Origin of the sequence: Streptococcus oralis (assembly GCF_016028255.1) — a bacterium.
Classification (GTDB): Bacteria; Bacillota; Bacilli; order Lactobacillales; family Streptococcaceae; genus Streptococcus; species Streptococcus oralis_AC.
The window spans coordinates 407,289-426,900 of the sequence record NZ_CP065707.1 but is presented as its reverse complement, the minus strand read 5'-3'; the positions used below and the strand labels follow the sequence as shown (position 1 = coordinate 426,900).

Annotated in this window: 13 protein-coding genes, 3 tRNA genes, 3 rRNA genes and 1 pseudogene; all 20 read right to left on the bottom strand. The window is 40.0% G+C overall.

What is annotated here, in order from left to right:
• Positions 1–297: 297 nt before the first annotated feature.
• Positions 298–778: pseudogene (gene tnpA / locus I6G42_RS02065) on the bottom strand (IS200/IS605 family transposase).
• Between the two features lie 185 nt (positions 779–963).
• Positions 964–1,037 (bottom strand) — tRNA-Asn (locus I6G42_RS02060).
• A gap of 5 nt (positions 1,038–1,042) precedes the next feature.
• A 5S ribosomal RNA gene (gene rrf / locus I6G42_RS02055) occupies positions 1,043–1,158 on the bottom strand.
• Positions 1,159–1,235: 77 nt separating this feature from the next.
• A 23S ribosomal RNA gene (locus I6G42_RS02050) occupies positions 1,236–4,139 on the bottom strand.
• Positions 4,140–4,261: 122 nt separating this feature from the next.
• A tRNA-Ala gene (locus I6G42_RS02045) sits at positions 4,262–4,334 on the bottom strand.
• A 51-nt stretch (positions 4,335–4,385) separates the two neighbouring features.
• Positions 4,386–5,932, bottom strand: a 16S ribosomal RNA gene (locus I6G42_RS02040).
• Together the 16S, 23S and 5S rRNA genes with 3 tRNA genes alongside form the textbook arrangement of a ribosomal RNA operon.
• Before the next feature lie 233 nt (positions 5,933–6,165).
• A tRNA-Glu gene (locus tag I6G42_RS02035) sits at positions 6,166–6,237 on the bottom strand.
• 72 nt (positions 6,238–6,309) lie between these two features.
• Positions 6,310–6,783 carry a sigma-70 family RNA polymerase sigma factor gene (locus I6G42_RS02030; RefSeq protein WP_197906202.1) on the bottom strand — a complete coding sequence of 158 codons (474 nt, stop codon included), beginning with the start codon at positions 6,781–6,783 and terminating at the stop codon, positions 6,310–6,312.
• Positions 6,784–6,903: 120 nt separating this feature from the next.
• The gene (gene ftsH / locus I6G42_RS02025) at positions 6,904–8,862 is read right to left on the bottom strand and encodes an ATP-dependent zinc metalloprotease FtsH (RefSeq protein WP_038804793.1); all 1,959 of its coding nucleotides are present in this window, start codon (positions 8,860–8,862) and stop codon (positions 6,904–6,906) included.
• 15 nt (positions 8,863–8,877) lie between these two features.
• Positions 8,878–9,420 (bottom strand): hypoxanthine phosphoribosyltransferase, encoded by a 543-nt coding sequence (hpt, locus tag I6G42_RS02020; RefSeq protein ID WP_038804792.1) that lies wholly within the window; start codon positions 9,418–9,420, stop codon positions 8,878–8,880.
• 4 nt (positions 9,421–9,424) lie between these two features.
• Entirely contained in the window at positions 9,425–10,702 is a 1,278-nt protein-coding gene (gene tilS, locus I6G42_RS02015; protein ID WP_038804791.1) for a tRNA lysidine(34) synthetase TilS, read from the bottom strand.
• Positions 10,699–11,970 carry a serine hydrolase gene (locus tag I6G42_RS02010; protein ID WP_038804790.1) on the bottom strand — a complete coding sequence of 424 codons (1,272 nt, stop codon included), beginning with the start codon at positions 11,968–11,970 and terminating at the stop codon, positions 10,699–10,701. Before I6G42_RS02010 ends, tilS begins: the two co-directional genes overlap by 4 nt.
• Complete coding sequence (locus I6G42_RS10090; RefSeq protein ID WP_000429342.1) at positions 11,963–12,085, bottom strand: SP_0009 family protein; 123 nt, start codon at positions 12,083–12,085, stop codon at positions 11,963–11,965. Before I6G42_RS10090 ends, I6G42_RS02010 begins: the two co-directional genes overlap by 8 nt.
• A gap of 4 nt (positions 12,086–12,089) precedes the next feature.
• Positions 12,090–12,458: a septum formation initiator family protein gene (locus tag I6G42_RS02005; protein WP_038804789.1), complete on the bottom strand. Its 369-nt coding sequence runs from the start codon at positions 12,456–12,458 to the stop codon at positions 12,090–12,092.
• The gene (locus I6G42_RS02000; RefSeq protein ID WP_001234973.1) at positions 12,451–12,717 is read right to left on the bottom strand and encodes an RNA-binding S4 domain-containing protein; all 267 of its coding nucleotides are present in this window, start codon (positions 12,715–12,717) and stop codon (positions 12,451–12,453) included. The genes I6G42_RS02005 and I6G42_RS02000 overlap by 8 nt, the downstream gene beginning before the upstream one ends.
• A gap of 57 nt (positions 12,718–12,774) precedes the next feature.
• Positions 12,775–16,278 carry a transcription-repair coupling factor gene (gene mfd, locus I6G42_RS01995; RefSeq protein ID WP_038804788.1) on the bottom strand — a complete coding sequence of 1,168 codons (3,504 nt, stop codon included), beginning with the start codon at positions 16,276–16,278 and terminating at the stop codon, positions 12,775–12,777.
• Positions 16,279–16,848 carry an aminoacyl-tRNA hydrolase gene (pth, locus tag I6G42_RS01990; protein ID WP_038804787.1) on the bottom strand — a complete coding sequence of 190 codons (570 nt, stop codon included), beginning with the start codon at positions 16,846–16,848 and terminating at the stop codon, positions 16,279–16,281. It lies immediately after the preceding gene.
• Positions 16,849–16,921: 73 nt separating this feature from the next.
• On the bottom strand, positions 16,922–18,037 hold the full coding sequence (ychF, locus tag I6G42_RS01985) for a redox-regulated ATPase YchF (RefSeq protein WP_001218700.1): 1,116 nt from the start codon (positions 18,035–18,037) through the stop codon (positions 16,922–16,924).
• 84 nt (positions 18,038–18,121) lie between these two features.
• On the bottom strand, positions 18,122–18,316 hold the full coding sequence (locus tag I6G42_RS01980) for a DUF951 domain-containing protein (protein ID WP_038804786.1): 195 nt from the start codon (positions 18,314–18,316) through the stop codon (positions 18,122–18,124).
• A 64-nt stretch (positions 18,317–18,380) separates the two neighbouring features.
• Complete coding sequence (dnaN, locus tag I6G42_RS01975; RefSeq protein ID WP_000581146.1) at positions 18,381–19,517, bottom strand: DNA polymerase III subunit beta; 1,137 nt, start codon at positions 19,515–19,517, stop codon at positions 18,381–18,383.
• Positions 19,518–19,612: the final 95 nt, after the last annotated feature.

Below are 19,612 nucleotides of genomic sequence, written 5' to 3'. Positions count from 1 at the left end.
TTATTAACACTAGTTTAACAGAAAAACGAACTAAAGAAGCTTCAAATCCTATAAAAGAAGAATTTAAAGCTAAACTAACTAAAAATAAAATATAAAGGTAATTATAGATGCCAAAATTAAGTTTTGAATTTTGAGAAGTTTACTTCATTTATAAAATCATAACTACCCGTCTAACGGGTGGTTTGCACCAGGGCTATAAGCCCAAATTACCAGCAAGCGCCTAAAGACGCTGGCTTTCACGTTGTTCAAGCCTCATTGCTCTTGACTCGTCACTTGCCTCTTAAAGAGACTTTGGTACTACTTACCACTATCCCTAAAGGGATCCTCATATTCTTTTACACTTAATTTATCTAGTGCTATATCATGCTTTACTCGTTCTCGAATTTTCATACTCGTGAAGAAATCATCCACTGGATAATTTCTTTAATCTTGAATATATTTCTTAATTGTGGCTTCATTAAGCCCTACTGTGCTCACATAATAACCTTCTGCCCAAAAATGCCGGTTCCCAAACTTGTACTTGAGGTTGGCGTGTTTATCAAACATCATGAGTGCACTTTTGCCTTGGTAGAATACTTACTAACATATGTACATGATCAGGCATCAAGTGACCTTCGATAATTTCAACACCTTTATAACTACATAATCGGTGGAATATTTCTCCCAAACTACTTTGATATTGATTATAGATCACTTTTCGTCTATACTTAGGAGTGAACACAATGTGATATTTACACATCCACTTTGTGTGTGATAAACTATGTGCCTTTTGTGCCATATTTTTCTCCTTTCGCTTTACAATTGGCTTGAACACCTTTATTGTATCGCGTTTGGAGTTTTTTTGGTATAACCTTCGATGCGCACCCGCATAGCGGGTGGTTTATTTGTCTCGCACCTTACGGAGCGAGACGGACTAATAGTCACATAAAGAAAAAGAACACCAATGGTGTTCTTTTTATCTGACTCCGCCAGTAGGACTCGAACCTACGACATCATGATTAACAGTCATGCGCTACTACCAACTGAGCTATGGCGGATAAAAGCTAAGCGACTTCCATATCTCACAGGGGGCAACCCCCAACTACTTCCGGCGTTCTAGGGCTTAACTGCTGTGTTCGGCATGGGTACAGGTGTATCTCCTAGGCTATCGTCACTTAACTCTGAGTAATACCTACTCAAAATTGAATATCTATCAAATAATTAGAAAAACCATACGCTAAGTTTTCTCAGTTACTTTGGATAAGTCCTCGAGCTATTAGTATTAGTCCGCTACATGTGTCACCACACTTCCACTTCTAACCTATCTACCTGATCATCTCTCAGGGCTCTTACTGATATAAAATCATGGGAAATCTCATCTTGAGGTGGGTTTCACACTTAGATGCTTTCAGCGTTTATCCCTTCCCTACATAGCTACCCAGCGATGCCTTTGGCAAGACAACTGGTACACCAGCGGTAAGTCCACTCTGGTCCTCTCGTACTAGGAGCAGATCCTCTCAAATTTCCTACGCCCGCGACGGATAGGGACCGAACTGTCTCACGACGTTCTGAACCCAGCTCGCGTGCCGCTTTAATGGGCGAACAGCCCAACCCTTGGGACCGACTACAGCCCCAGGATGCGACGAGCCGACATCGAGGTGCCAAACCTCCCCGTCGATGTGAACTCTTGGGGGAGATAAGCCTGTTATCCCCAGGGTAGCTTTTATCCGTTGAGCGATGGCCCTTCCATGCGGAACCACCGGATCACTAAGCCCGACTTTCGTCCCTGCTCGAGTTGTAGCTCTCGCAGTCAAGCTCCCTTATACCTTTACACTCTGCGAATGATTTCCAACCATTCTGAGGGAACCTTTGGGCGCCTCCGTTACCTTTTAGGAGGCGACCGCCCCAGTCAAACTGCCCGTCAGACACTGTCTCCGATAGGGATAACCTATCCGGGTTAGAGTGGCCATAACACAAGGGTAGTATCCCAACAACGTCTCCTTCGAAACTGGCGTCCCGATCTCATAGACTCCTACCTATCCTGTACATGTGGTACAGACACTCAATATCAAACTGCAGTAAAGCTCCATGGGGTCTTTCCGTCCTGTCGCGGGTAACCTGCATCTTCACAGGTACTAAAATTTCACCGAGTCTCTCGTTGAGACAGTGCCCAAATCATTACGCCTTTCGTGCGGGTCGGAACTTACCCGACAAGGAATTTCGCTACCTTAGGACCGTTATAGTTACGGCCGCCGTTTACTGGGGCTTCAATTCATACCTTCGCGTTACCGCTAAGCACTCCTCTTAACCTTCCAGCACCGGGCAGGCGTCACCCCCTATACATCATCTTACGATTTAGCAGAGAGCTGTGTTTTTGATAAACAGTTGCTTGGGCCTATTCACTGCGGCTGACGTAAAGTCAGCACCCCTTCTCCCGAAGTTACGGGGTCATTTTGCCGAGTTCCTTAACGAGAGTTCTCTCGCTCACCTGAGGCTACTCGCCTCGACTACCTGTGTCGGTTTGCGGTACGGGTAGAGTATGTTTAAACGCTAGAAGCTTTTCTTGGCAGTGTGACGTCACTAACTTCGCTACTAAACTTCGCTCCCCATCACAGCTCAATGTTATAGATATAAGCATTTGACTCATATCACACCTCACTGCTTAGACAGACACTTCCAATCGTCTGCTTTAGTTAGCCTACTGCGTCCCTCCATCACTACATACTCTAGTACAGGAATATCAACCTGTTGTCCATCGGATACACCTTTCGGTCTCTCCTTAGGTCCCGACTAACCCAGGGCGGACGAGCCTTCCCCTGGAAACCTTAGTCTTACGGTGGACAGGATTCTCACCTGTCTTTCGCTACTCATACCGGCATTCTCACTTCTATGCGTTCCAGCACTCCTCACGGTATACCTTCATCACACATAGAACGCTCTCCTACCATACCTATAAAGGTATCCACAGCTTCGGTAAATTGTTTTAGCCCCGGTACATTTTCGGCGCAGGGTCACTCGACTAGTGAGCTATTACGCACTCTTTGAATGAATAGCTGCTTCTAAGCTAACATCCTAGTTGTCTGTGCAACCCCACATCCTTTTCCACTTAACAATTATTTTGGGACCTTAGCTGGTGGTCTGGGCTGTTTCCCTTTCGACTACGGATCTTAGCACTCGCAGTCTGACTGCCGACCATAATTCTTTGGCATTCGGAGTTTATCTGAGATTGGTAATCCGGGATGGACCCCTCACCCAAACAGTGCTCTACCTCCAAGAATCTCTAATGTCGACGCTAGCCCTAAAGCTATTTCGGAGAGAACCAGCTATCTCCAAGTTCGTTTGGAATTTCTCCGCTACCCACAAGTCATCCAAGCACTTTTCAACGTGCCCTGGTTCGGTCCTCCAGTGCGTCTTACCGCACCTTCAACCTGCTCATGGGTAGGTCACATGGTTTCGGGTCTACGACATGATACTAATGCGCCCTATTCAGACTCGGTTTCCCTGCGGCTCCGTCTCTTCAACTTAACCTCGCATCATATCGTAACTCGCCGGTTCATTCTACAAAAGGCACGCTCTCACCCATTAACGGGCTCGAACTTGTTGTAGGCACACGGTTTCAGGTTCTATTTCACTCCCCTCCCGGGGTGCTTTTCACCTTTCCCTCACGGTACTGGTTCACTATCGGTCACTAGGGAGTATTTAGGGTTGGGAGATGGTCCTCCCAGATTCCGACGGGATTTCTCGTGTCCCGCCGTACTCAGGATACTGCTAGGTACAAAGACTATTTTAAATACGAGGCTGTTACTCTCTTTGGCTGATCTTCCCAAATCATTCTTCTATAATCTTTGAGTCCACATTGCAGTCCTACAACCCCGAAGAGTAAACTCTTCGGTTTGCCCTCCTGCCGTTTCGCTCGCCGCTACTAAGGCAATCGCTTTTGCTTTCTCTTCCTGCAGCTACTTAGATGTTTCAGTTCACTGCGTCTTCCTCCTCACATCCTTAACAGATATGGGTAACAGGTAGTACCTGTTGGGTTCCCCCATTCGGAAATCCCTGGATCATCGCTTACTTACAGCTACCCAAGGCATATCGTCGTTTGTCACGTCCTTCTTCGGCTCCTAGTGCCAAGGCATCCACCGTGCGCCCTTATTAACTTAACCTTATTTTCTGACCTTTCAGTCAGTAACTCTTTTAATACTACAGCGTTTCGGTTTATTTTCTTGTTACTATTTGATATAGATATTCAATTTTCAATGTGCATTACTTGGTGATCTCTCACCAATGGAGCCTAGCGGGATCGAACCGCTGACCTCCTGCGTGCAAAGCAGGCGCTCTCCCAGCTGAGCTAAGGCCCCACAAGACCTCTCAAGACTAAACAAGACCAATGCGCAGTTCCTTATCCTTAGAAAGGAGGTGATCCAGCCGCACCTTCCGATACGGCTACCTTGTTACGACTTCACCCCAATCATCTATCCCACCTTAGGCGGCTGGCTCCTAAAAGGTTACCTCACCGACTTCGGGTGTTACAAACTCTCGTGGTGTGACGGGCGGTGTGTACAAGGCCCGGGAACGTATTCACCGCGGCGTGCTGATCCGCGATTACTAGCGATTCCGACTTCATGTAGGCGAGTTGCAGCCTACAATCCGAACTGAGACTGGCTTTAAGAGATTAGCTTGCCGTCACCGGCTTGCGACTCGTTGTACCAGCCATTGTAGCACGTGTGTAGCCCAGGTCATAAGGGGCATGATGATTTGACGTCATCCCCACCTTCCTCCGGTTTATTACCGGCAGTCTCGCTAGAGTGCCCAACTGAATGATGGCAACTAACAATAGGGGTTGCGCTCGTTGCGGGACTTAACCCAACATCTCACGACACGAGCTGACGACAACCATGCACCACCTGTCACCTCTGTCCCGAAGGAAAGCTCTATCTCTAGAGCGGTCAGAGGGATGTCAAGACCTGGTAAGGTTCTTCGCGTTGCTTCGAATTAAACCACATGCTCCACCGCTTGTGCGGGCCCCCGTCAATTCCTTTGAGTTTCAACCTTGCGGTCGTACTCCCCAGGCGGAGTGCTTAATGCGTTAGCTGCGGCACTAAACCCCGGAAAGGGTCTAACACCTAGCACTCATCGTTTACGGCGTGGACTACCAGGGTATCTAATCCTGTTTGCTCCCCACGCTTTCGAGCCTCAGCGTCAGTTACAAGCCAGAGAGCCGCTTTCGCCACCGGTGTTCCTCCATATATCTACGCATTTCACCGCTACACATGGAATTCCACTCTCCCCTCTTGCACTCAAGTTAAACAGTTTCCAAAGCGTACTATGGTTAAGCCACAGCCTTTAACTTCAGACTTATCTAACCGCCTGCGCTCGCTTTACGCCCAATAAATCCGGACAACGCTCGGGACCTACGTATTACCGCGGCTGCTGGCACGTAGTTAGCCGTCCCTTTCTGGTAAGATACCGTCACAGTGTGAACTTTCCACTCTCACACTCGTTCTTCTCTTACAACAGAGCTTTACGATCCGAAAACCTTCTTCACTCACGCGGCGTTGCTCGGTCAGACTTCCGTCCATTGCCGAAGATTCCCTACTGCTGCCTCCCGTAGGAGTCTGGGCCGTGTCTCAGTCCCAGTGTGGCCGATCACCCTCTCAGGTCGGCTATGTATCGTCGCCTTGGTGAGCCGTTACCCCACCAACTAGCTAATACAACGCAGGTCCATCTGGTAGTGGTGCAATTGCACCTTTCAAACAGTTATCATGCAATAACTGCTATTATGCGGTATTAGCTATCGTTTCCAATAGTTATCCCCCGCTACCAGGCAGGTTACCTACGCGTTACTCACCCGTTCGCAACTCATCCGGAGAAGCAAGCTCCTCCTTCAGCGTTCTACTTGCATGTATTAGGCACGCCGCCAGCGTTCGTCCTGAGCCAGGATCAAACTCTCATTAAAAGTTTGAGTTCTCACTCATTTCTGTCACTGACAGATTTATTGTTTTTTTCATTGTTCAGTACTATAACCTTTGTTATAGTGCCCTGCACATTGGTTCGTCTTGTTCAGTTTTCAAAGGTCTTTGTCACTCAATCTCTCTCAAGCGACAACTATATTAGTATATCACAGCTGTTGACCTATGTCAACACTTTTTTGAAACTTTTTTTACTTTTTTCGTCCCTGCGATACACACATAGTCCGTACGGGATTCGAACCCGTGTTACCGCCGTGAAAAGGCGGTGTCTTAACCCCTTGACCAACGGACCTTGAGCTTTTCAACTCTTTCTATTATACCTACTTTTCAAACTTTGTCAAGGGATTTTTTGCCTATTTTCAGTTTATCTAAAATCACTCAATACCACTCTTAATTCTCCTAGAAGTGCCTTGCGTCCTTTGAAACATTCTCCTCCCATCAGACGTTCTAGTTGTTCTTGTTTTTCTTTCCCCTGACTTGCCTTGTAATTCTTTAGAAGCTCATGAAAGAGATAATAATCATCCAGTCTCAGTCCTTTTTCTCCTAGGCGATGGCTGATTTCACTCACCTCCTCATAAGGCTCTTTGTCGAAACGGCGCTTGTGACTTTCCTGTTTACGGATGTAGTCTAGGATGCGATTGCGGAATTTGGTTTTAAAGCACACATATAATCGGCGACGTTCACCAACTAGTAACTCTGGATGGTGACTGACCAGCTCATACAGGCACATCATCCCCTCCTGGTCCCAGTCCTCTTTCTCCCACAGATGTAAATGGTATTCTTTGCGGCACTTATGGACAATCCCCTTGCTTTCTTCGTATAGTTCTTTCAGATTCATAGACCTCTCCTTTCTGCATTTAGTTTAACAAAATGCGCGAGCCCCTGAGGCTACTTTCTCTATTCTATACTTCTTCCTCCCTCAACAGCACATAAAAAGAGAGACAAGGTCTCTCTGGGGTTATTTTTCTTCACTCATTTTTGATTTTACTTCATCATAAGATAGGGCATGTGATTCCTCTTCTACTGTCTCAGGCATTTTTCCTGTTTCGTAAAGAGATTTAATTTGAGTACTATCCAATGTTTCGTATTTCAACAATGCCTCTGCAATCAGTTTGTGGGTTTCACGATTTGATTGGATAATTTCAGCAGCTTTGTTTCGTGCCTCATTCAATAATGAACGAACTTCCTCATCAATCTCATAGGCTGTTTGTTCTGAAATTGATTTTTGAGGACTTTGTGCACCAAACATAGCATGATTACCTTCATATTGAACTGGGCCAAGTTTTTCACTCATACCGTATTCAGTGACCATTGCACGCGCCATCTGTGTAGCTTGTTCAAAGTCATTTGAAGCTCCTGTCGTTTGGACATTAAAGATAATCTCTTCAGCTACACGACCACCCATCAAACCTGCTAATTGTTCTTTCATGTCTTCTTTAGATAGAAGCATTTGATCTTCTTTAGGAAGTGCAATCATGTATCCGCCTGCACGTCCACGTGGTACGATGGTAACTTTATGAACAACACGGGCATTTGACAGTACTAAACCAACAATGGTATGTCCAGCCTCATGATAAGCAACCAATTCACGTTCTCTTTGTGATACTGTTTTATCTTTCTTAGATGGTCCAGCAATCACTCTGTCCTCTGCCTCATCAATATCTGAAGCATCAATGATTGATTTGTTGCGACGAGCAGCAACTAAGGCTGCTTCGTTTAGAACATTTTCTAAGTCAGCTCCCACAAAACCTGGTGTTTGTTGGGCAACTAGTTTCAAATCAACATCGTCTGCCAGAGGTTTATTTTTAGCGTGAACTTTCAAGATTGCTTCACGACCTTTAACATCAGGGCGACCAACTAAGACTTTTCTATCAAAACGTCCTGGACGGAGAAGAGCTGGATCTAGAACATCTGAACGGTTCGTCGCAGCGATAACAATAATTCCTTCATTACCCTCAAAACCATCCATTTCAATTAAGAGCTGGTTCAGGGTTTGTTCACGTTCATCATTTCCTCCACCGAGACCGACACCACGTTGACGACCAACAGCATCAATTTCATCGATAAAGATGATGGCTGGCGCTGCTTTTTTTGCATCCTCAAAAAGAGAACGAACACGACTTGCACCAACTCCGACAAACATTTCTACAAAGTCAGAACCTGAAATGCTAAAGAATGGAACTCCTGCTTCTCCAGCAACTGCCTTAGCAAGTAAGGTTTTACCTGTCCCGGGAGGCCCCTCCAAAAGAACACCCGCAGGAATACGCGCACCAAGCTTTGTAAATCGTTTTGGATCTTTTAGGAATTCAACAACTTCGACTAATTCTTGTTTTTCTTCCTCGGCACCTGCAACATCTGAGAATCGTACCTTGATATCTTCTTTGTTAGCAGCTTTGGCCTTGCTACGTCCAAAACTCATTGGATTTCTACTATTATTTCCTCCCATATTTCCCATCATAGAGAATAGGAAGAAGAAGAGAATAGCAAATGGCACAACAGAAACAAGGATATTGATCCACATGCCACTTGAACTCTCATGTTTGACTGTAACCTCAGCCTGATGTTCAGAAGCAAGCTTTTGCAATTCTGAAACTGTTGAATCCGACGGAAGAATGGTACTTGAGAATCTTTCTACTTTTGTAGCAGTAGGAGTGAAAAATTGAATCCCTGTTTCTTCTTTACTAGTCTTAGGATTTTTATAAACACCAGACACCTCAATGATGCTACCATTTGGCTGATAGGTCAATTCTTTTACATTGTCGGCTGTAATTTCTTTTACCAATTCTGTATAGTTAATTTTTTCACTTTTTCCAGCAGCATTTCCAGAGTAAAAATACTGGAACCCTGTTACAAGGAAGAAGATAATTAACAAGTATAGAAATGGATTTCTAACTAAACCATTATTTTGTTTTTTCATTAAAGATAGATCTTTCTAATTTGAATAAACTTCCTCTTTCAACACTCCAACATAAGGAAGATTACGATAATTTTCTTTGTAGTCCAAACCATATCCTACTACAAACTCATTTGGAATAGTAAAGCAAGTATAATCCGCTTCAATTTCAACAACACGTCCCTCTGGTTTGTCCAACAAAGTCGCAATTTTAACCGAAGCTGCCTCTCTTGTAATAAACATATCTTTCAAATTCTTCAAAGTTTGACCTGTATCGATGATATCTTCTACAAATAGAATATGTCTTCCCTTGATATCTTGAGTTACGTCTTGCTTGATATTGATCACACCACTACTTGCTGTTCCACCATGGTAGCTAGATACCATCATGAAGTCCATCTCAATATGCGTATCAATATGTTTGACCAATTCAGCCATAAAAGGAATTGATCCTTTCAAAATTCCAACAAGAATTGGATTTTTCCCCTCATATTCTTTTGTTAGTTGCGCACCTAGCTTTTTAGCTGCTTCTGTAATCTCATCATGTGAAACGAGGATTTTTTCAATATCGTGTTCTAACATCTTTTTACCTATCTATTTTTTCTATATAAAGTACAGTGTTCATTATATCATTTTTCGTGTTTTTACTCAAATCACTGATAGCAATTCCCAAAATTGAGACAATTTCTCCAAATTGCTCAATAATAGGGGTTGTTTTTCGTTTTTCAATAGGGATTTTTAAATCTATAAACAAACGTCTCAGTTTCTTTCGATGCCCATTCAGGATAAGAACATCGCCAGGTTTTCGACACCTAATATGTACAGGTGTTTCCCGTGAAACCGTTACTTTTTGAACAGAATCCCCTTCAATAGGGATACCAAAGGAAAATAAATAGCCCATATATCGAACTTGATTTTGATAGTGTAACACAAGTTCATCTTCCTTTTCATCGGCCTGAGGACTGATTTTACAAACTCGAAAATATTGATACTCTTTTATCAATTCATAGCCATTTTTAAGAGAATGACGATACTGACTCTTAGTTGCTAAAATCTGTCGAACTTCGGCAAACTGAGCCTTTGTCAGATTTAAGTCTGGAAATTGATTAAGATAGTTCTGGAGCAAGATTCCTTGAGTTTGTTGAGAGTATGAAAATAGCTCATTCAAATCTTCCACATCAATTTGTTTCGAAAGCTCCGTTATTGTTGCTTGGTAATCTGAAATCTCCCTTCCTAAATCTAAAAGAGCGGATTTAAGACGAGGATTTTCTTTTTCAAGTTCTGGTAAATACCTATTTCGAATACGATTGCGAAAATAGTCATTTTCCTGATTTGTTTGATCTTCAAAATGAACAATTGGTGGAAAATCCTTTTTATGAAAATACAACAAGGGACGGATGATTTCAATTCCATCAACTACTTGACTTTCTTTTATCCCTGTTAAATGACGTAACCGACTCCCTCGAATCAAGCGCATCAAAATCGTTTCAACCTGATCATCTGCATGGTGGGCAGTGACCAAGGCAGTCGCTCCAACCTCTTTCATGATTTTTCTAAAAAAATCATAGCGAAACTCTCGAGCACTCGCTTCTGAAAAGTCTCCTGAAAAACTTGTGATATAAATAGGAAGTTCAGCTGCATCAGCTAACTTCCTTAGTTCATTTTCCTCCCAATCAGACTCACTTCTCTGCTTGTGATTGACATGTGCTAAAATCAACTCAATTCCCAACTCTTTTTGGTAAGTAGACAATAGCTGGAATAAAAACATTGAATCCAGTCCACCAGATAAAGCTAACACGACTTTAGAATGTTTTTTGAAATACTCTTTTCTGAGAAAATGATTTAAAAAATCCTGCTCCCTCATTTTAGAACCTCATAGACATCCTTAGCTATCTTAGCAATGGTGTCATAATCAGAATTTTTAGTGAAAATAGAGAGAACGAAAGGTGAGTCTGTAAAGACAATGGCAGTATCATGTTTGAACTCGTCAGCATCTCCGATTTTGTGAGTTACCTTAACCGAAACACCTTTCGCAATTCGTTGGTTATCAAAATTTGTCTTGCTTAGAGACTCTAGTACAAAGCCATTCTGATTATAAATAGCTTCCATGACCTTTCCAGCCATTTTTGAAGAAATTAATTTATCATTCACATCCCAATCTTCACCCATAATGGTGGACATTTTTTCTTTAAAAGCCCCGTCAGATTGATTGGTCACATAATAACCCAAAATATTATGAGCAACATTGTCAGATTCTTTTGTTACCTTAGTAATTAACTGTTGAAGACTGTATTCTTTGTTATCTTCTTTTTTAGGTAAGCTACCACTACCCTCTGGTTTATAGGAACCGGGAAAGTTATTTACCTCTGGGATATACTTGAAGTTACTGTTCAGCGTATATTCCCCCTGATTTATCTTATCTTGAGCATAATAAAGGTAGGCTAGTTTCAAGATGCTAGCTGCATAGAGTTTGCTGTCTTCATTCACCCCAGCCTCTTTACCTGTACTCAGTTGTTTAACATAAATAGAATAATTTTCATTCTGATAGTTGCCTGTTAAGACTTCTTGAACCTTCTGGATGCGATTGTCTTCTTCTGAGACGAACTCTTTTGATACCCAACCAACTTGATCAATATAAAGAAATTCTTGTCCCTCAGCAAAAAGGGTTCTATCCACTGTTACGCGTTGATAGGGAGAAAGGGATGAAGAAATTTCTTTAGCACCATAAGGACTGTTATAGATGACAAACCCCGGCTCCAACCATACTTGTCTATTTTGAGTTTGAACTTGACTTTGATCATAGACCAAACGTTTATCTGCAACGATAAACTGATGATTGTTTAATTTAAAAACAGGAACACCTTGTCTATTCAAACGCCATTCTACGATTTTAAAGGTGGTTCCAGGAGTCAATTTTCCAGATTCCTTAATCAAATCCTCATTTGCATAGATAGCCGTTTCTCCATAAACCATTGGAGATTCAAGGGGTTCTTTATAGTAGAATCCATAATCAGACTCGGTTAGATAATAAATTTCTTGTGAAGAGTAAGGAAGCTGTTTTTCTGTGCTAACTACTCTTGAAGTTATGATAAAAACAGATAGTAGTGATAACACTACTAAGAACTTACGCATTCTTCCCTTCCCTTTCTTCTTGTAATCGTAATAAATGATTTTTAGTTGCTAATTCTTCTAGTTTTTCATCTGACAAACTTAAAAACTTCTCAACAACTTCTAATAAATTTTCCATGACATTACCTCGGAAGCAAATCAGGAATGGTGTAAATCGCTTCTCGTGTCTTTGAGTAATAGTACTTGGCGCGTGCATATTTTGCTACATAGTCTTCATCTTTCAACTTTGTAGCAAAAGCGGATTCCTTATCCTTTTCATCACTGAGAGTTTGATATTGTTCTTTCAACTCTGTCAATTGCTGACGACGTTGCAGTAACTGATTATAACTTTTGGCCAGATTATAGGTCGGTAAAATAAACAATAAAATCATCAAAATCAAAACCCAACCCATAAAGCGATTTCTCTTTTGTCTTTCCTTCATCAGGTAACGACGACGTTGGTGTTCATTTTGAATAAAAGGATTGTTCATCTGTACAATATTTTTAGACATTTTCTTCTACCCGTGTTTCACTGATAATTTCATACATGCCTGCTGCATCTTCTTTTTTTGTACTATCTTTCATCTCCAGTACTTTTACAAGCAACAACTTATTTCCAAAGCGAATTTCAACTTGGTCATCAACTTTCAAATCCGTTGAACTTTTAGCCAAGATTCCATTTACCTTGATTCTACCTTTATCTGCTACTTCCTTTGCGACTGTACGACGCTTAATAATTCGTGATACTTTTAAATACTTGTCTAATCTCATTTTTATTACCTCAAATTATTATTGTACCATTTTTATCCCTTTTATAGAAGAAAAACGTCAAAGAGAATTAATTTCCTTTGATTCTTTTATCTCTAATAAACTTTCTCCAAAAATCAGCAGACCTTCTAAAATTTCATAATCCTTCTTGTTTCGGACATCAAATACGACTTCCATTAGTCCTCTATTCTCCGCTATAGCTGCTTTTAAGTTTGTTGCAGATAAGGCTTTAAAATAATCTTGAGCCAAGAACAGTCGCTGAGTGATTTTTTCAAATTGAACTGTGATCTTATTCTCTTTTCTTTCCACACGTTCTACAAAGACCTTATCCAAGTATGATTTGACCAAACCAATCTCTAAAAGATAAGCCACTACGTCTGGATATTCTCCAAAGCGGTCCATCAATTCTTCTTGTAATTCTTCATAGTTGACACGGTTGTCAATTTGACGAATTTTCTTGTAAATTTCAATCTTATGTCGTTGGTCAGAAATATAAGTATCAGGAAGATAAGCATCAATCTGTAAAATCAACTCAGCATTCCCTTTGCTTCTTGTATTCCCATTACCGTTACGTTTAGCGATAGCTTCTTCTAATAACTGTGAATACAATTCAAAACCAACAGAATCAATGAAACCTGATTGGGATTTTCCTAGGAGATTTCCTGCTCCACGAATCGAAAGATCTCGCATAGCAATCTTAAATCCTGATCCCAATTCTGTAAACCCTTTGATTGCTTCTAATCTCTTCTCAGAGACTTCACTGATTGATTTTTCTGGGCGATACATAAGATAAGCATAAGCAATACGATTACTACGACCGACTCTTCCTCTTAATTGATACAAGGTTGACAAGCCCATATGGTCTGCATTTTCAATAAATAAGGTATTGGCGTTCGGAATGTCAACTCCTGTTTCAATAATAGTAGTTGTCACCAAAATATCATATTGTCCTTCAATAAAGTCCAATAAAGTGTTTTCCAACTGAATTTCACTCATTTGTCCATGAACATACCCAATCAAAGCCTCTGGAATCAACTCCTGTAATTCTGAAACCTTCTGGTCAATCGTGTCAACTTTGTTGTAAAGATAGTAAACTTGACCTCCACGCTCCATTTCACGCAAGACAGCATCACGAATCACACTATCATTTTTCTCCAATACATAGGTTTGTACTGGATAGCGATTAGTTGGAGGAGTTTCAATAACAGACAAATCTCGGATTCCCAGCATAGACATATGAAGAGTACGAGGAATCGGCGTTGCTGTCAAGGTTAGAACATCTACTTGTTTTTTCAGTTCTTTCAAAGTTTCCTTATGCTTGACACCAAATCGTTGTTCTTCATCAATAATCATCAAGCCCAAATCAGAAAATACAACATCTTTTGATAAAACACGATGCGTTCCAATCAAAATATCAACTTGACCATTTTTCAGTTTTTCAAGTGTCTCTGCCTGCTCTTTTTTACTTCTAAAGCGACTCAACACATCAATATTAACAGCAAAATTTTGGAATCTTTCCTTAAAATTCGTATAGTGCTGTTGCGCTAAAACCGTCGTCGGAACTAGAACGACCACCTGTTTGTGATCATTGACCGCCTTAAAGGCTGCACGCATTGCAACTTCAGTCTTTCCAAAACCAACATCCCCAACTAAAAGTCGATCCATGGGATGAGAATCCTGCATATCTCTCTTAATTTCCTCAATACTACGAAGTTGATCATCCGTTTCAACATAAGGGAAGGCATCATCAAAAGCATGTTGATCATCATCATCAGCTGAGAAAGCAAAACCCTTCAACTGACTACGCTCAGAATACAGTTTGATTAAATCGTCAGCTATATCCTCTACCTGGTTCTTAACTTTTTGCTTAGCCTTTTTAAAATGACCGTCATTTAATTTATTTAGTTTAGGAGGTTTCCCATCACTTGAAACATATTTGGACAGTAACTGAATCTGCTCTACTGGAATGGAGATTTGATCCCCATTTTGGTATTGAACACTGACATAATCACGGTGAATCCCTTTGATTTCAATTGTTTCAATGCCTAGATATTGACCAATTCCATGGATATGGTGAACAACGTAGTCCCCTTTTTCAAGTTCATTATAATCTTTTAATCGCTCCGCATTTGACACATATTGTCTTCTAAAACGACGTTTTAATTTCTTTTGAAAAATCTCATGTTCAGTAATCAGGAGAATTTTTTCATCTACAAAATGAAAACCATGTCTTAGATTACCCTCAATCAAGTTTACAGATTCTTTACATATACTTGACTTATCTCTGGAATCCAATTTGATCTGATATTCCTCTAAAACATCCTCCAATGTTTTACTTCCCATTGAATTGCTAGACTGCAAAATAATAGTGTAGTCCATTTTTTTGTATCGCTCAATTTCTTCTTTAAGAAAAGAAAATTGATTGAAAAATTCCTGCATAGGATATTGATTAAATTGATAAATGTGATCAAACTTGAGATTTCCTAACCCCTTTTGCAGATTGGAGAAAAAGGTAACTAGACTTTGTTTTTTATAGGTTTGCTCTGTATCTGCAAAATACTGCATCTCAGAAAATGATTTACAATTCTGTAACTCTTCTGTAAAGTATTGCGCTAATTCTCTTTCAAAGGTTTCATACTGATTCATCAATTTTTGATAGTCATCAAAGAATACTGGTGTATCTTTTTCAATATAATCAAATACAGTCCATGTTTTATCATAACATAAGGACAAAAACTTTCGACTATCTGAATGTACTTGTTTTTGATGAAAACTTGACAAAATTTCTTCTAAATAGGATTTCAAAATCGGCGATTGAGTCTTCGAAATTTGCTTTTCTAAAGCTGACTGACCTCGTTGATAATCCTTTTCTCTCAAAAGCATATCACTAGCTGGAAAGATGACAAGTTCTGTTTGATTTTCCTTCGATAATTGTGTCTCGACTTCAAAAGTACGAATGCCATCAACTTCATCACCAAAAAACTCGATTCGGAAAGGTTCTAACTGAGACATTTCAAAAATATCTAAAATATCTCCTCGAATACTAAACTTCCCTTGAGTCTGTACTTGAGTAACTTTTCGATAACCGATTTCCTTTAATTTGTGAAGAAGGTCATGTTGGTCATATTCTTTACCGACTGCAATCCTTATAATACTTTCTTTAAATCCAGTTGGAGAAGGTAAAATCAATCGACTTGCTGCGATATTACAAACTAAAATCCCTTTCTTAGATGGATCATTCAAAAAACGCAAGGCCTCAACCCGCGAAATGATTTTTTCTTGTGAAGACATCAAAAACTCTACCATAGGAGAGTCGTCTACCAAGAATGGATAGACAAATTCCTCTCCTAAGAGAGAAAGAAGATCACTGATAATTCGCTCTGCTTCTCCATAAGTTGAAGTCAGTAACACAATCTTATTTTCTTTTTTTAGACTACTTGCAATTGCAAGAGCCTTGGTAGAAGTTGACAGACCTAGTATTAGTTGTCTTTTCTTATCTGTCAGATTTTGATGCCATTTTTCTATCTGATTATTTTCTGAGAATAAATCTAATAAAGTCACCATTTATCCATTATACCTCTGCATTGTTTTCTCAAAGTTTTTCTCTTGTAAATAGTAGTTTACAGCATCGTCAACCTTGTCAATAGACTGTAAAATACCCACATAGTCATCCTGATCAAACTTACTTAAAACATGATGAATAACCGACATGCCTTTTTTAGGTCTTCCAATACCTATTTTAACACGGTTAAATACCTGAGTCCCTATATGTTGAATAATAGACTTGATACCATTATGCCCACCTGCTGAGCCCTTTGCTCTTAAACGAATTTTTCCGACTTCCATGTCAAGGTCGTCGTAAATAACGAGTAAATCTTCAATATCCAAACCATAGTAAGTCAATAAAGCATGAACTGCTTTTCCACTTTCATTCATAAATGTTGTTGGTTTGACGAGATAAATTTTTTCTCCATTGAAGAAAAAAGATGCTAGGTCAGCTTGAAATATCTTGTCATGTGTAAAGGTGACATTTTGTTTTTTAGCTAGTTGGTCAATCAACATAAAGCCAACATTGTGCTTGGTTTCAAAATATTTATCTCCTGGATTTCCTAATCCAACAAGTAATTTGGTCATTTATTTTTCCTTTCAAAAGCCAAAAGGGTTGGAATTTTTTTCCAACCTAATTGACACTATTTATTAAATGTTATTAAACGTTAAAGCGGAATTCCATGATATCGCCATCTTGAACGATATATTCTTTTCCTTCTTCACGCAAGCGCCCAGCTTCTTTTACAGCCTTTTCAGATCCATATTTCACTAGATCCTCATATGACATGGTTACTGCACGAATAAAACCTTTTTCAAAGTCTGAGTGGATAATACCAGCTGCTTGAGGAGCTTTCATACCACGCTTAAAGGTCCAAGCGCGAACTTCTTTTTCACCAGCTGTGAAGTAAGTTCCAAGTCCAAGTAAGTGGTAAGCAGCTCGAGTCAACTTATCAACACCTGATTCTGTCAAGCCAAGTGCTTCAAGAAACTCTTGCTTATCTTCATCATCTAACTCAGAAATTTCTTCCTCAGCACGCGCAGAAATAACTACTACTTCTGCATTTTCTGTCGCTGCAAATTCACGAATTTGTTTAACATAGTCGATAGAATCTGGATCTGAAACGACATCCTCATCCACATTAGCAACATAAAGAACTGGTTTAGTGGTCAAAAGGAAGAGTCCTTTGACTACTTTTTGTTCTTCATCTGTGAATTCAATGGTACGTGCTGATTTTCCATCTTCAAGGACTGGTTTAATTTTTTGAAGGACGTTAAACTCTGCCACAGATTCCTTATCTTTTTGCGTACGTGCCATCTTTTCTACACGCGCATAGCGTTTATTTACTGACTCTAGGTCAGCAAGAATCAACTCTAGGTTAATGGTATCAATATCTGCAAGTGGATCCACAAAGGCATCTTCACGTCCTTGTTCACGCATAACATTTTCGTCGTCAAAAGCACGCACAACATGAACAATCGCATCCACTTCACGAATATTGGCCAAGAATTTATTACCCAACCCTTCTCCTTTTGAAGCTCCTTTAACAATCCCTGCAATATCTGTAAATTCAAAGGTTGTTGGGACTGTCTTTTTAGGTGTAATCATTTCCGTTAGTTTTTGTAGGCGTTCATCTGGAACTTCTACCATCCCAACATTTGGATCGATAGTCGCAAATGGGTAGTTTGCCGCCTCTGCTCCTGCTTTTGTAATTGCATTAAAAAGGGTTGATTTACCAACGTTTGGCAAACCAACGATACCTGCTGTTAAAGCCATATTTTCTCATTCTCCGTTCTCATTTCAATCCCTAACATTATAACACAAAAAGGGAAAACTTGCTAACTCTCTAACTAAGGATTCTTAGTCAATAATCTCATTCATTTTTCGTTCAAAATCATAGCGACTCATCATGACAATGTGGTCGCAATTACTGCATTTGATTTTGATATCTGCCCCTACACGTGTAATTTCCCAACGATTGGCTTTTTTTCCTGTTGACTTGATTGTACAAGCATGTGGCTTTTTCATCTCAACAAAATTTCCAACTTGATACATACTACTCTCCTTTTCTTTTTCGATTATATCATAAAAGAGGCGAGCTAGGCTCAACCTCTTTAACTTAATTTGTACGAACTGGTGTAATGAGCTGCATGAAGTCTTCATCAGTATCTGCTGGAACAAGAGTGAATGGACGAACAGCTGAGATAAAGCTGATAGTTACTTTTTCACTATTTAAAGCCTTGAGAGAATCAATCAAGTAAGTCGGGTTGAAACTAATAGTTAAATCATCCCCAGTAACCTGCTCAGTATCGATTTCTTCGTTTACTTTACCAACTTCAGGAGAATGAACATGGGCGCTAACAACACCACCTTTAATTTCAAGCTTCACAGTACCATTTTGAGTCGCACTTGATAAGAGACGAGCACGTTCCATTGATTGACGCAAGTTGACAACATCAAAAGTAATTGTTGTGTTAAAGTCTGTTGGAATCAAACGATCCGTATCAGGATAGTTTCCTTCTAGGAGACGAGTGTAGAAGCTAATATTTTCGCTTCTAAAGAGGATTTGATTATTTGCAAAGAAAATCTCTACAGTTTCAATATCATCCGTAAATACAGCTGAAAATTCGCGTAGAGAGCGACTAGGAATTACCACATCGAAATCATCGCCATTTTTTTCAAGAGTCAATTTTTTCTGGCTAAGACGATGAGAGTCTGTCGCAACTGTTTTTAGTTCTTTGTGTTGGCTCAATACGAAGTGTACACCTGTTAAGATGGGACGACTTTCTTGCGTACTTGCAGCAAAAGCTGTCTCATTGATAATTTTCTTGAGCAGTTTTGTTTCAAGAACCAAAGGAGTACTTGCTGAAATTTCTTGGATTCGTGGATATTGTTCGCTATCTTTTCCTTTTAAGGTGATTTCTGATTTTCCACTTGTTAAGACAATTTGTTTTTGTTCAATCTCTTTGAAATCAAGCGTTACGTCTGGAAGACTAGATACAACATTGATAAAGAAAGAAGCCTCAAGAAGAATCGAACCTAAGGAAGTAATCAAAAGACCTGCATCTTCATTCTTTTGAGAAATGAAATTTTCAATGGAAATTTGACCATTTGAGCCAATTAAAGTAATCCCTTCATTGGTAACATCAATTTTGATTGTTGATAAAATTGGAATAGCATTTTTGGAGCTAATTGCTCGTTTTGTGGTATTTAGGGCTTGTAGAAATAAATTTTTATTAATTGAAAAATGAATCATGGATTCTCCTTTATTTATTTTTAGTATTAGAAGGATAATAGAAATAATAGAGTGTGTGAATTCTGTGGAAAACTGATTTCTATTTAATGACTTCA